Genomic DNA, 12,449 nt, shown 5'->3' on the forward strand with positions numbered 1-12,449 from the left:
AGTATCCAGGCGCGAACCAAGAAGACCCTGGCACTGATCACCGTGGGACTGGTGGTGGCGGCCGTGGCCTTCGTCGGGGTTCTGTACGCGCTCATTCGGGACTCCGATCCCCGCCTGCCCGAGATCACCGCCTTCGCGCACGGCCACGCCGAGCAGGTGGCGCCACTGGCGTTCTGCAATCTGTATCTCGAGAACTGCGAGACGGGCCGGCTTGCCGAGCTGAACGTGCCCCCCGGATCCGCGCTGCAGTTGTCGCTGCCCCAGGAGATCGTCGACGCACCGTGGCGCATGGTCGTCGTCTATCAGGACCCGTCGGGGCAGGTCGTCGTGCAGGAGAGGGCGCACCGCGCGGGTGAGACCCGTGCAGTGACCGTGCCGTCGACGGAAGAATTACAGCTGGCCGGAGTCGAAATCCAGTTGCCCTCCGCCGTCATCGACGAGCAGGGGCTGACGCAAGCGCGGGCCGCCTGGTCGATCAAGACGGCCTGATTCGACAGCAAGCGAAAAAGGAACCCCGCACCGTGTCGTGGTGCGGGGTTCCTTTTTGCAGAAAGCGTTCTGTCAGCTGTCGAGTTCCCGGGCGACGGCGCGGACCACCTCGGAGATGCGCTGAGCCGTCTTGCGGTCGGGGTATTTGCCCCGGCGCAGGTCGGGCTGCACCTTCGCCTCGAGAAGCGTGATCATGTCCTCGACCATGCCGTGCAATTCGTCGGGGGTGTGCTTCTTCGCGGAAGGTTCCTTGCGCCCGGCGTTCTGGCGCAGCGACGGCGCCGGGTCGAGCACTTTCAAGCTCAACGCCTGAGGACCGCGCCGCCCGGCGGCCATGCCGAACTCGACGCGCTGACCGGCCTTGAGGCCCTCGACGCCTTCGGGCAGAGCGGACGAACGGACATAGACGTCCTCCCCCTCTTCCTGCGACAGAAAGCCGAAGCCCTTTTCGACGTCGTACCACTTCACCTTGCCGGTCGGCACCGCGTTCACCCGCTCATCACTTGAAGTGCAATTGGTATGCAAAACAACGCGCCCCACCTTTGGTGCGGGACGCGCAGTATCCACAGTCTACCTTGCACACACTGCCTCCGGCATTCGGGTTTCCAGGCATTATCGTTGCTGGTGTGCCCCCAGAATCGACTCCCCCGAGCACGCCCGGGACCCCCCGCACCCACGATGGTCTGTTGCGGGTGGCGCTTGCCTTGTTCGCGGTCGGGTTCCTCGCGATCGTGGCGATCTTCCTCACCCCGGTGGTCTCGGACAGCGATCCCGGCCTCGTCCTGTATCTCATCGCGCTCGCGTGCCCGATCGGGTTCCTCCTCGGGATCGTGGCGGCGCTGAGACAGGGCCGACGAACACGCTGATCGTGCACACGCTCGGCGACGACATCCAGACCCTCACTACGACGGGACGATCATGAGACTTCTGCTCAACATCATCTGGCTGATCTTCGGTGGGCTCTGGCTCGCCCTGGGCTACTTCGTCGCCGGAATTCTCTGCTGCATTCTGATCATCACCATTCCGTTCGGGATCGCCTCCTTCCGCGTCGGCGTCTACGCGCTGTGGCCGTTCGGGAAGACGGTCGTCGACAAACCGACGGCCGGGGTGGCGTCGCTGATCGGCAACGTCATCTGGTTCATCATCGCCGGTCTGTGGCTGGCGATCGCCCACATCGTCACCGCGGTTGCCATGGCGATCACCATCATCGGCATCCCCCTCGCCGTCGCGAACATCAAGATGATTCCGATCTCGCTCATGCCTCTCGGCAAGGACATAGTCGACGCTCCACGCTGATGTGACGTTACTCACATAACGGCCCGGTAACAGAAGAGCAACGGGTCGGCGATAGGCACGTCTCGCCGCTACTAGCTGGGAAGAGTCCGCGAGGCCCCGAATAGTGGGCTGCATCAGGCACGGACACGCGGCGTTATCAAATGGTGACACTGAGGCCTCGGACCGTTACCGTCGTCAGCGGTCGAGCAAACATCGGCCACATCCGGCCCGCCGCGCCAAGCCTCGTCCCGCGGGTACCGGAGTCCCGACGAAGCATTCCAGGGACGAGGACGGGGGACCCAAAGTCCTCCAGGGAACACGAGTTCCCAGGCGGACACCGGTCCTAATGTGCCACGCACAGTCGGATCTTGGGGTGAAGCCAGACCCTCTCCAAGCCAGGAGGGGTGAGGCCGGGCGACCTCTCAGCCCGAACCCGACAGCTGACCTCGCAGGCGCGTGTGGAGAGGATCTCGACCCACTATGAGCGGACGTCATCGCAAGCCCACCACCACCGGCCGTACCGTCGCCAAGGTCGCCGTCACCGGCGCCATCATGGGCGTCGCCGGAGCAGCCTTCTCGGGCACCGCCAACGCAGCCCCCGATTCCGACTGGGACCGCCTCGCGCAGTGTGAGTCCGGCGGCAACTGGGGCATCAATACCGGAAACGGCTACCAGGGCGGCCTGCAGTTCTCGCCCAGCACGTGGAACGCACACGGCGGCAGCCAGTACGCCGCCACCGCCAACCAGGCTTCACGCGAAGAGCAGATCGTCGTTGCCGAGCGTGTTCTCGACTCGCAGGGATGGGGCGCATGGCCGTCCTGCTCCTCGAGCCTCGGCCTGAGCAGCGCCCCCACCCAGCGCAACGCGCCGGCCACCGTGCCCGACGTCCCGGAGGCCCCGGCGCTCCCCGACCTCACCAGCGGCGTTCCGAGCACCAATGCGGCCCCGCAGGCTGCGGACGCCATCGACTCGGCCATCGAGGCCGTCAAGGCTCAGGGTATCCAGATCGATCCCCAGATCCTGCAGCTCATCGACGCCAACCGGGCCCTGCTTCCGCAGTAAGTCCTCTCGGCCCAGCGAAGAGGGGCCCTGCACCATTCCGGTGCAGGGCCCCTCTTCTGCCGTTGTACTAGCGGTTGATCACCGTGTGCGGATGCGCGTACGGCAACGACTCCGCCGGCAGCGGGAACTCGGTGTCCTCGCCGAACGGGGACAGACCGCCCGCCCGGCTCGACGACAGTTCGGTCACGGCGTGATCTCCATCGGCGGTTTCGGGCCACCCTGGATCCACATACTGCTTCTTAGAATTGTTAGCCACGGGGACATTTTGACAGGAGCGGTCGGCGACGTACAGCCCAGGTCTCTAATCTGATAGTCGATGACCGACACCGACGACACCGTCACGACCCCCGGCGCCGCTACGAGCAGCGCCGGCGGCGCAAGTCTCGCCGACTGGCTGGCAGCGCGCAGCGACGCCCACCTGATCGCGCTGCTTCGTGCGCGCCCCGACTTGGCGGTCCCCCCGCCTGCCACGATCGTCGTTCTCGCCGGACGCGCCGAACAGCGGGCGTCGGTGGCCCGTGCCGCCGACAATCTCACCTCGCTCGAGTTCGGCATCCTCGAATTACTCGCCCTCGACAAAGCGGACGAGATGCCTGTCTCCCGCGCCACACTCCTGGGTGCAGTGGGGACGAGGGTGACCAAGAAGACGGTCGACGCCACCCTCGACACCCTGCGGTCGCTGGCACTGGTGTGGGGCGATGCCGACAATCTCCGCATCGTTCCCGCCGTCGTCGCGACCATTCCGTGGCGTGTCGGACGTATCGCCGAGCCCACGGAGACGCTCGACGAGGCCGGCATCACCGCGGCTCTGGCACAGCTGGTGACGGTCGAACGCGACATCCTCGAGACGCTCGCCCGCTCCACGTCCGTCGGTCGGACGCGGGACGCGGCCCCGGGAACGCCTGCCGATCGGCCCGTGCAGCGCCTTCTCGCCGCAGGACTCCTGCGCTGGGTCGACGAAGAGACGGTGGAGCTGCCGTTCCAGGTGCGTCAGGTCCTGCGCGGCGAAGCCGCTTTCGACCCCACCTCCCTGACGCCGCCCGCCGTGACCGGCCGTAAGTACAAACCGGCCGACATCAATGCCGCAGCGGCGGGTGAGGCCCTCGAATTGGTCCGCCACTGCGAGGACGTCGTCAAGGTGCTCGGGGAGGCGCCCGCGCCCGCCCTGCGGGCCGGCGGTCTGGGTGTCCGGGAGCTACGGCGCATCGCGAAGGTGTCCGGGATCGACGAGAACCGGCTGAGTCTGCTGGTCGAGCTTCTCGCGGCGGCCGGGTTGATCGCGAGCGGCGCGCCTGATCCGGCTCCGCCCTCGGACAGTGGGGACAGCTACTGGGCGCCGACGGCCGCCGTCGACAACTGGCTGAACGCGCCGATCGCCCGGCGGTGGCACGCATTGGCCGCCGGATGGCTCGAGCTGCCGCGCATGGCGTGGTTCATCGGTATGCGCGATTCCAACGACAAACCGGTTGCCGCCTTGTCGGAGGAGGTGCGGGCGCCGTCCGCACCCCGCGACCGGCAGACGATCCTCGGGCTTCTCGCCGAACTCGGGAGCGGTCAGTCCGCAGCGCCCGCGGAATTGAGCCGACTGCTCGCGTGGCGACGCCCGAGGTGGGGTGCCCGACTGCGCGTCCATGCGGTGGAGCGGACCCTCGACGAGGCCGCGACTCTCGGTCTGGTCGCACGCGGCGCCCTCAGCTCTGCCGGTCGTGCGCTCATTCACGGCGGTGACGCCGAGGCGGAGATGCATGCCTCACTCCCCGAGCCCGTCGACCACGTTCTCGTGCAGGCCGACCTCACCGTCGTCGCTCCGGGACCGCTCACGCCCGACCTGCTCGAGCAGATCGCCCTGGTCGCGGACATCGAGTCGGCCGGTGCCGCGTCCATGTACCGGATCAGCGAAGACAGCGTGCGCAGGGCACTCGACGCCGGGATGACGGCCGCCGAGCTGCACAGCCTCTTCACGACCCGGTCGCGCACCCCCGTGCCGCAGTCGTTGTCGTACCTGATCGACGACGTTGCCCGGCGGCACGGACGGCTGCGGGCCGGAGTCGCCTCGTCCTTCGTCCGCTGTGAGGATCCCGCCCTGCTCGCCGAGGTGCTGGCGTCACCCGTGGCCGCGTCATTGGCGCTCCGCGCGCTGGCGCCGACGGTGGCGGTGTCGCAGGCCCCGCTGCGGGAGGTACTGAACGAACTGCGCGCCGCCGGGTTCGCGCCCGCGGGTGAGGATTCTTCGGGAGCGCTGGTCGACCTTCGTCCGCGGGGCGCGCGGGTGCTGACCCGTCGCAAGGCCCCCGGGTCTCGAGCACCGGCCGTCGCCACCGACGCGCAGCTCGACGCAGTGGTCCGCACCCTGCGTGCGGGTGATCTGGCCGCATCGACTCACGGCCGCGGCAGCATCCGCGCCGACGGGTCGCGAGCCAGCAGTGCCGCCACCGTCGCACTGCTCAGCACTGCCGCCCGGGAGAAGAGCAGCGTGTCCATCGGCTACGTCGACGCGCAGGGCGTCGCGACGCACCGCATCGTCGACCCCGTGAGCGTCGGCGGTGGTCAACTCGACGCTTTCGACCCGGCGAGTGGCAGTGTCCGTCGCTTCACGTTGCACCGAATCACCTCCGTCGCACGAGTCGACTGAACGGCGCCTCGGATAACGATTGTGCGCAAACACCTGGACTCAGGGTTTCCGGGCAATAACGTGTTACGGGTATGTACCTGGCCGGGGACGACTACCAGGAGGCTGGAACATGAGTGTTACCGGAACGGGCCGGCGGACGATGCTGCGCGCAGTCGTACGTCTGATGGTCGCGGTGGTCATTCTGCCGTTGGCATTCGTACTGGCCGGAGGCGGAACTGCTGCGGCGAATCCGTATGACCGGCTGCGTGAACACTGGGTTGCCGCCCCGGGAGGTGTCGGGCAGATCAAGGTACGGATTTGGCTGGCGAACAACGGCAGCAACAAGGCCCTGTACCTGCTCGACGGCCTCCGCGCACCCAACGACGTCAGCGGCTGGGAGCACGAGACCAACGCCGCGTGGCTGTCGGATCACGGAATCAACGTGGTCGAGCCCGTCGGCGGGATGTCCAGCTTCTACTCGGACTGGTACGCCCCGAGCAATACCAACGGACAGCCCTACACCTACAAGTGGGAGTCGTTCCTGACCCAGAACCTGCCCGACTTCCTCGCGAACGTGTACGGCATCAGTCGGACGAGCAACGCCGTGGCCGGCTTGTCGATGGGCGGCAACGCAGCCCTCATCCTCGCCGCATACCACCGCGACCAGTTCACGTTCGCCGGTTCGATGTCCGGATACCTCAACCTGTCGGCACCGGGCATGCGCGAAGCCATTCGGGTGTCGATGCTCGACTCCGGCGGCTACAACTCCGACTCCATGTGGGGGCCGCCGTGGGATCCGGCCTGGCTCCGCAACGACCCCTTCGTCGTCGCCCCCCTCCTCCGTGGGCTACCGATGTGGATCTCCGCCGGAAGCGGGCTGCCCGGTGCGTACGACCGGCCGGACTCCGCCATCGGCGTGTTCAACACCAGCACGGCAATGGGCCTCGAAGCGATCGCCCTCGCCCAGAACCGCGCCTTCCAGGTACGGCTCGACACACTGGGAATCCCCGCGCACTACGACTTCCCCGCATCCGGAACCCACACCTGGGGTTACTGGCAAGATCAGCTCTGGGCCATGCTCCCGATGATGAAGGCGTCGATCGGCGCCTGATCCCCCCTGTGAGTACTTGTTAACCGCGGGCGGTTAACAAGTACTCACAGGGCATTTCATGGCGTGGATCACAATCTCTGGACTTCCATGCCCGTGCTCGCCAAAATTTCTCATGCGCCGCTCGTCATCACGTAGCAGGTTGTCCGTGTAGCGCCCCTGCCAGCTGATATAGATCGTTGGCAGGGGCTGCGCTTGGCTGCGCCGCACGACTCGCGGTGTCGCCCCACCCCATCAATCGCGGTGAGCCGACAGTAGCCACGCAGGCAGCATGGCCCGGCCCTTGTCGTCGCGCTCCCAGTTCGCGGCCTCCTCCGGTCCGAGCAGCGCGTGGATGAAGGCGGGGCGAACGTCGTCGATGTTCCAGTACTCCGCGACGGCCTCGCGTAACTCTTCCTCGGTCACCGGATTCGGTCCTTGCCCCTCGGGGAAGGCACCCTTCGCGAACACCAGGATGTAGTAGTGCGCACCGGGTGCCGCCGCTCGGGCGACGGCGTGCAGGTAGTCGCGGCGACGGTCAACGGGCAGCGAATGGAACAGGGTGCTGTCGACGATCGTGGCGAACCGTCCGTCGAAGCCTGTGAAAGAACTGATGTCCGCCACCTGAAAGGTGGCAGTTGTCAGTCCACGGTCCGCCGCGGCCGCCCGAGCCACGCCAATGGCCGTCGGCGACAGGTCCAGACCGACCACCGTGTACCCCTGCGCCGCCAAGTGGAGGGAAGTCTCGGCGTGTCCGCAGCCCGCGTCCAATACGTCGCTGCGGAACTTGCCCTCGGCGATCAGTCCGGCGATTTCGGGTTGCGGCTCACCGATGTTCCATGGCACCGGTCCCGAAAAATTCTCCGCATCCCCGCGGTAGATGTCATCCCACGGCGCAACCTGGTCGTCGGTCATGACATCGACGGTACGCCCGCGCTTTCCCCGCCACAGCGCATCGGCACGGCGCTGATTGTGAGTCGCTAACCGGTCAAGTTCACCTCGATGCAGTAGGTGCGTTGCGGTTCCGAGAAGGCGATGGGAAATGCGGCGTCGAACTGGTTGCACAGGGATTCGTCGTCCTGGCCGTCGACGCGTTCGACCACTGTGACGGTGTCGGGTTGGGAACAGACACCCGGAACGATTCTGCCGTCGTCCTCGAGGAGGTAGCACGAATCCTTCACCATGTTCGGGATCAGGCACAGCGTGCTTTCGACGGTGTCGTCCTCCCCCACCAGCGTGTAGGAGAAGTAGTCGTCACCGCACTGGACGTCACCGTCCTGCTTGGTGGCCACCTCGTACGTGGCGTCGTCGTCGGAGCAGTCCCGCTTTTCGTGCTCGGTCTCGGCGGCCGTGGTCGAGGCGGATTCGAAGAAGACGCAATCTCCGACGTCGAGGCTGTTCTGGTCGGCACTACGCACTGTGAACAGGCCGACTGCGGCGACAGCGGCGAGGAGCACCACGGCGACCACAGCGAGGGTGATGAACAGGCCCTTGCGCGACTTCTTCGGAGGCGGATACTGACCGCCGGGCGGGTACTGCCCGTACTGTCCCGGCGGCGGACCGTACTGGCCCTGCTGTCCCGGCGGCGGACCGTACTGACCCGGCTGTCCCGGCGGCGGACCGTACTGGCCCTGCTGGTAAGGCTGCTGCGGGTACTGGCCCTGCTGGTAGGGCTGATTCTGCTGGTACGGCTGCTGCGGGTTGTTCGGCGGCTGGCCGGGGGTGTTCGGATCGGGACGTGAGGGGTCGGGGGGCTGGGTCATCTCAGGCCTCGTCTCTGGGGGAACCACCGGCTCACCTCTCAATTTAGGCGGCCACCGCCCAGAATGTGCTGGTATCGAGCCAGGTGAGAGGTGGCGACGTGGCGCGCCGACGCCCATACCAGGACAATGGACAGGCTGGCCAGAATCCGGCGTGACAAGGAGGCTTCCGTGACCGACGGACCGTTGATCGTCCAATCCGACAAGACGTTGCTGTTGGAGGTTGATCACGAACGCGCGAACGACGCCCGGCAGGCGATCGCGCCGTTCGCCGAACTCGAGCGTGCGCCGGAACACGTCCACACCTACCGCATCACTCCCCTGGCCCTGTGGAATGCGCGAGCGGCCGGGCACGACGCCGAACAGGTGGTCGACGCCCTCGTCAACTTCTCCCGCTATGCCGTGCCGCAGCCTCTGCTGGTCGACATCGTCGACACCATGGCCAGGTACGGCCGCCTGCAGCTGGTGAAGAACCCCGCGCACGGGTTGACCCTCGTCAGTCTGGACCGCGCCGTGCTCACCGAGGTGACCCGGCACAAGAAGATTGCCCCGATGCTCGGCGCCCGTGTCGACGACGACACCGTGGTAGTTCACCCGAGTGAGCGCGGACGACTCAAGCAGCTCCTCCTCAAGGTGGGCTGGCCGGCCGAAGACCTCGCCGGATATGTCGACGGTGAAGCCCACCAGATCGACCTCGACTACGACGGCACGTCGCCCGGATCGGCGGACGGCCATTGGCATTTGCGCGACTATCAGGAAATGGCAGCCGATTCCTTCTGGGCGGGCGGTTCCGGTGTCGTCGTCCTTCCCTGTGGCGCAGGCAAGACCATGGTCGGTGCCGCCGCCATGGCCAAGGCGAAAGCCACCACGTTGATCCTCGTCACGAACACCGTCGCGGGACGCCAGTGGAAGCGGGAGCTCATCGCCCGCACCTCCCTCACCGAGGAGGAAATCGGCGAATATTCCGGTGAGCGCAAGGAGATTCGGCCGGTCACCATCGCCACGTACCAGGTGATCACCCGCCGGACCAAGGGCGAGTACAAGCACCTCGAACTGTTCGACTCCCGCGACTGGGGCCTCGTGATCTACGACGAGGTCCACCTTCTTCCGGCCCCGGTGTTCCGGATGACCGCCGACCTGCAGTCCCGTCGCCGCCTCGGCCTCACCGCCACGTTGGTGCGTGAGGACGGTCGCGAGGGTGACGTCTTCTCGCTGATCGGCCCCAAGCGGTACGACGCACCGTGGAAGGACATCGAGGCCCAGGGCTGGATCGCTCCCGCCGACTGCGTCGAGGTGCGGGTCACGTTGACCGATGCCGAGCGCATGGCCTACGCAGTCGCCGAACCCGACGAGCGGTACAAGCTGTGTTCCACAGCACACACGAAAATCGCAGTGGTCAAATCGATCCTCGAGCGGCATACCGATGCACCCACGCTCATCATCGGCGCCTACCTAGACCAACTCGACGAGTTGGGCGAGGCGTTGAACGCACCGGTCATCAAGGGCTCCACCAAGAACAAGGAACGTGAGGAACTTTTCGACAGCTTCCGGGCAGGTGACATCCAGACGTTGGTGGTGAGCAAGGTCGCCAACTTCTCGATCGATCTTCCGGAAGCCTCCGTCGCGGTACAGGTTTCGGGCACGTTCGGTTCGCGGCAGGAGGAAGCCCAGCGGCTCGGACGGCTGCTGCGCCCCAAGCAGGACGGCGGCCAAGCGCACTTCTACTCCGTCGTCGCCCGCGACACCCTCGACGCCGAGTACGCCGCACACCGGCAGCGCTTCCTGGCGGAGCAGGGCTATGCGTACCGGATCACCGACGCCGACGACCTTCTCGGGCCCGCCATCGGGTGACTCCGCCGCCGCGGAGCCTGGGACTCTAAGCTGGTGCCGTGCGACATTTCGAGTTCACCGTCGATCGGGCCTACGCGAAGTCTGTGAATCAGACGTTCGCCGATATGCGACGCCTCCAGGTGTCCGCGGTCATCGTTGCCCTGCTGTTCGCGGCCGCGGCTGTGGGGCTGATCCTGCTCGGGCATCCGTGGTCGATCATCCTCGGCGTCGTGGTGGCGCTCGTCGCTCTCACGTCGGTGTGGGTGGCGTTCTGGGTGCCCAAGAAGGTGGGCAGCATCGAAGACCTGTATGCGAAGAGCCCACTGGTTCCGGCCGTGATCTCGGAGGTGCACCCGCGTGCGCTCACGCTGCTGTCGCTGATCGACGCGGCGAAGCCTGCGGCAGGGCGGCCGTCGTACGTGCTGGTCACCCGGAACGTTCCGATCCGTGCACATCAGAAGCAGAACGTCGGCGACAGGGTGCCGTCCGTCGCGCTTCTGAGCGACCGCAACACGCACAGCGCCGCCGACACCTGGGAGATGGTCAGTCCGATGCCCATCGCCTGGGGGACGCGCGACTCCTCGGTGCGCGCCCGTGCGGCCGAGGCCATCGATCAGGCGGAGTGGGAATTTCTGGAGAGCAAGATTTCCGAGTCGGAACACGTGCGCACGAGTCCCGATCAGCGAGTGGCCGTGTCCGAGCACGAGCTTCCCGAGAGCCTGCGCTGAACTAGCCGGGCCAGCCGTCTGCCGGCGTGCGCGGGTCGTCCCTCAGCAGCGCTGCCATCCACGAATCCCGCCGGACTCCACGTTGGAGCAGCCCACGGCGCTGCACTCCCTCGAACCGGAATCCCAGTTTACGGGCCACCGCCGCGGAGTCGTGGTTGCCGACGAAGGCACGCCACTCGATGCGTTCGAGACCCATCCCACCCGGCCGAAACGCAAAGTCGCACACCACCTCCACCGCGGCTGCCATGAGACCCCGAGAGCGGGCACCGGCGGCGAGCCAGTATCCGATTTCGGCCGACGAGTTGTCGCGCGCGAGTAGCCCGATCATTCCCACCGCCGGTCCGTCGGCGCGCTCGCGTATTGCCCAGACCGGGCTGCGATCCGCCCATCCGGAGGGGACGGTCCGCCGCACGAAGTGCTCGGCGTCCGATTGTGCATAGGGCGAGGGCATGGTGGTCCACTCGGCGATCGCGGAGTCGCTACAGGCGGCACAGATCGCGTCGATGTCGCTGACGACCGGCGGGCTCAGCCACACGGTGCCGGTGTTCAGGGTGACGACGAACATGCCGCCACTGTAGGCCTGCGAGCCGGCGATCAGCGCAGCGCCGGGAGTACTTCCTTCTCGAACAGCTCGATACCGGACGTGTCGTACGCGGCTTCGGGAAAGTAGAAGATGCCGTAGGTCATGCCCTGCGCCTTCAGAGCGGACAGCTTCTCGATGATCTGATCCGGGGTACCCACGCCCGGCATTCCGCGGAAGGCGCCGAGAGTTCCCTCCGCCGCCTCGGCGCCGACATAGGGGGTGACGCGCTCGACCAGCGTGGCCAGTCGTTGCTCGACCTCGGCCTCGGTGGTTCCGATTGCGACGTTGTAGTTGGCCGACCGGACGATGGCATCGAAGTCGGTTCCGACGTCCTCACAGTGCCTGCGGAGGATCTCGGACTTGTGGGCGAATCCTTCGGGAGTGCCGTCGAAGTTGGTGTACTGCGCGTACTTCGCCGCGATCTTCAGGGTCACCTTTTCGCCGCCACCGGCAATCCACAGGGGAATACCGCCCTCTTGGAGAGGAAGTGGCCGCACGATCGCCCCGTCCACCTGGTAGTGCGTGCCTGCAAGGGTCGCGCTGCCGTTAATCCAGGCCTGGCGCAGAATCTGAACGCCTTCTTCGAGGCGACCGAGACGCTCACCGGGCGAGGGGAATCCGTATCCGTAGGCCCTCCACTCGTGCTCGTACCAGCCGCCTCCGATGCCCATCTCCACTCGCCCACCGGAGATGAGATCGGTGGTGGCGGCCACCTTGGCCAGATACGCGGGATTGCGGTAGCTGACCGCGGTGCACATCTGGCCGAGCCGCACCCGCGAGGTGACGGCAGCGAGAGCGGACATCAGGGTCCACGCCTCGTGGGTTGCCTCCTCGGTGGGCGCCGGAACGGTGTGGAAGTGGTCGTACACCCAGAGCGAATCCCAGGAGCCGCGGTCGGCACGCAACGAGAAGTCGCGCATCACCGCCCACTGCTCGGAAGGATCGATACCGACGAGGTCGAGGCGCCAGCCTTGAGGAACGAACAATCCGAAGCGCATGAGAAGAATGTACCCACAGTCCAGGT

The 12,449-nt window shown here is 66.5% G+C and carries 14 protein-coding genes and 1 riboswitch; of the genes, 8 read left to right on the forward strand and 6 right to left on the reverse strand.

What is annotated here, in order from left to right; genetic code table 11:
* Positions 1–3 precede the first annotated feature (3 nt).
* On the forward strand, positions 4–489 hold the full coding sequence (locus ACH49N_RS04920; protein ID WP_213578272.1) for a DUF2771 domain-containing protein: 486 nt from the start codon (positions 4–6) through the stop codon (positions 487–489).
* A 72-nt stretch (positions 490–561) separates the two neighbouring features.
* Here ACH49N_RS04920 and ACH49N_RS04925 read toward each other — a convergent pair whose 3' ends face one another.
* Positions 562–972, reverse strand: a complete 411-nt coding sequence (locus ACH49N_RS04925; protein WP_159926933.1) for a cold-shock protein — start codon at positions 970–972, stop codon at positions 562–564.
* Positions 973–1,115: 143 nt separating this feature from the next.
* On the opposite strand from ACH49N_RS04925, the gene ACH49N_RS04930 reads away from it, so the two are divergent.
* The 3 genes from ACH49N_RS04930 to ACH49N_RS04940 all read left to right on the forward strand — a co-directional run bounded on the left by ACH49N_RS04930 (position 1,116) and on the right by ACH49N_RS04940 (position 2,826).
* On the forward strand, positions 1,116–1,355 hold the full coding sequence (locus tag ACH49N_RS04930) for a hypothetical protein (protein WP_213573378.1): 240 nt from the start codon (positions 1,116–1,118) through the stop codon (positions 1,353–1,355).
* Between the two features lie 52 nt (positions 1,356–1,407).
* On the forward strand, positions 1,408–1,785 hold the full coding sequence (locus ACH49N_RS04935) for a YccF domain-containing protein (RefSeq protein WP_159919851.1): 378 nt from the start codon (positions 1,408–1,410) through the stop codon (positions 1,783–1,785).
* Between the two features lie 235 nt (positions 1,786–2,020).
* Positions 2,021–2,235, forward strand: a riboswitch (cyclic di-AMP (ydaO/yuaA leader).
* Between the two features lie 9 nt (positions 2,236–2,244).
* The gene (locus tag ACH49N_RS04940) at positions 2,245–2,826 is read left to right on the forward strand and encodes a resuscitation-promoting factor Rpf1 domain-containing protein (RefSeq protein ID WP_109327378.1); all 582 of its coding nucleotides are present in this window, start codon (positions 2,245–2,247) and stop codon (positions 2,824–2,826) included.
* Positions 2,827–2,893: 67 nt separating this feature from the next.
* Here ACH49N_RS04940 and ACH49N_RS04945 read toward each other — a convergent pair whose 3' ends face one another.
* Positions 2,894–3,082: a hypothetical protein gene (locus ACH49N_RS04945; RefSeq protein ID WP_109327376.1), complete on the reverse strand. Its 189-nt coding sequence runs from the start codon at positions 3,080–3,082 to the stop codon at positions 2,894–2,896.
* 60 nt (positions 3,083–3,142) lie between these two features.
* On the opposite strand from ACH49N_RS04945, the gene ACH49N_RS04950 reads away from it, so the two are divergent.
* Together ACH49N_RS04950 and ACH49N_RS04955 are read left to right on the forward strand one after the other, a co-directional pair.
* Positions 3,143–5,458 carry a helicase-associated domain-containing protein gene (locus tag ACH49N_RS04950; protein WP_358270917.1) on the forward strand — a complete coding sequence of 772 codons (2,316 nt, stop codon included), beginning with the start codon at positions 3,143–3,145 and terminating at the stop codon, positions 5,456–5,458.
* A gap of 109 nt (positions 5,459–5,567) precedes the next feature.
* Entirely contained in the window at positions 5,568–6,548 is a 981-nt protein-coding gene (locus ACH49N_RS04955; RefSeq protein WP_250777854.1) for an alpha/beta hydrolase family protein, read from the forward strand.
* 231 nt (positions 6,549–6,779) lie between these two features.
* Here the strand turns inward: ACH49N_RS04955 and ACH49N_RS04960 are convergent, their stop codons facing one another.
* Positions 6,780–7,439 (reverse strand): class I SAM-dependent methyltransferase, encoded by a 660-nt coding sequence (locus tag ACH49N_RS04960; RefSeq protein ID WP_358270918.1) that lies wholly within the window; start codon positions 7,437–7,439, stop codon positions 6,780–6,782.
* A 65-nt stretch (positions 7,440–7,504) separates the two neighbouring features.
* A complete protein-coding gene (locus ACH49N_RS04965) occupies positions 7,505–8,287 on the reverse strand; it encodes a hypothetical protein (RefSeq protein ID WP_358270920.1) in 783 nt (260 codons plus the stop codon).
* Positions 8,288–8,455: 168 nt separating this feature from the next.
* Between ACH49N_RS04965 and ACH49N_RS04970 the strand changes: the two genes are divergently transcribed.
* Together ACH49N_RS04970 and ACH49N_RS04975 are read left to right on the forward strand one after the other, a co-directional pair.
* Positions 8,456–10,135: a DNA repair helicase XPB gene (locus ACH49N_RS04970; RefSeq protein ID WP_109327371.1), complete on the forward strand. Its 1,680-nt coding sequence runs from the start codon at positions 8,456–8,458 to the stop codon at positions 10,133–10,135.
* Between the two features lie 38 nt (positions 10,136–10,173).
* Complete coding sequence (locus ACH49N_RS04975) at positions 10,174–10,842, forward strand: DUF3239 domain-containing protein (protein WP_358270921.1); 669 nt, start codon at positions 10,174–10,176, stop codon at positions 10,840–10,842.
* A 1-nt stretch (position 10,843) separates the two neighbouring features.
* Here ACH49N_RS04975 and ACH49N_RS04980 read toward each other — a convergent pair whose 3' ends face one another.
* Positions 10,844–11,407 (reverse strand): GNAT family N-acetyltransferase, encoded by a 564-nt coding sequence (locus tag ACH49N_RS04980; RefSeq protein ID WP_358270922.1) that lies wholly within the window; start codon positions 11,405–11,407, stop codon positions 10,844–10,846.
* Between the two features lie 29 nt (positions 11,408–11,436).
* Positions 11,437–12,423, reverse strand: a complete 987-nt coding sequence (locus ACH49N_RS04985; protein WP_109327367.1) for an LLM class F420-dependent oxidoreductase — start codon at positions 12,421–12,423, stop codon at positions 11,437–11,439.
* Positions 12,424–12,449 lie beyond the last annotated feature (26 nt).

The organism is Rhodococcus sp. NPDC019647, assembly GCF_044389235.1.
Taxonomy (GTDB): Bacteria; Actinomycetota; Actinomycetes; order Mycobacteriales; family Mycobacteriaceae; genus Rhodococcus_F; species Rhodococcus_F oxybenzonivorans.

Bases quoted from the DNA above. Each gene is read 5' to 3' on its own strand.
- ACH49N_RS04980 (WP_358270922.1), bottom strand. From the start codon at position 11,407: ATGTTCGTCGTCACCCTGAACACCGGCACCGTGTGGCTGAGCCCGCCG.
- ACH49N_RS04960 (WP_358270918.1), bottom strand. From the start codon at position 7,439: ATGACCGACGACCAGGTTGCGCCGTGGGATGACATCTACCGCGGGGAT.
- ACH49N_RS04940 (WP_109327378.1), top strand. From the start codon at position 2,245: ATGAGCGGACGTCATCGCAAGCCCACCACCACCGGCCGTACCGTCGCC.
- ACH49N_RS04955 (WP_250777854.1), top strand. From the start codon at position 5,568: ATGAGTGTTACCGGAACGGGCCGGCGGACGATGCTGCGCGCAGTCGTA.
- ACH49N_RS04950 (WP_358270917.1), top strand. From the start codon at position 3,143: ATGACCGACACCGACGACACCGTCACGACCCCCGGCGCCGCTACGAGC.
- ACH49N_RS04985 (WP_109327367.1), bottom strand. From the start codon at position 12,423: ATGCGCTTCGGATTGTTCGTTCCTCAAGGCTGGCGCCTCGACCTCGTC.
- ACH49N_RS04965 (WP_358270920.1), bottom strand. From the start codon at position 8,287: ATGACCCAGCCCCCCGACCCCTCACGTCCCGATCCGAACACCCCCGGC.
- ACH49N_RS04935 (WP_159919851.1), top strand. From the start codon at position 1,408: ATGAGACTTCTGCTCAACATCATCTGGCTGATCTTCGGTGGGCTCTGG.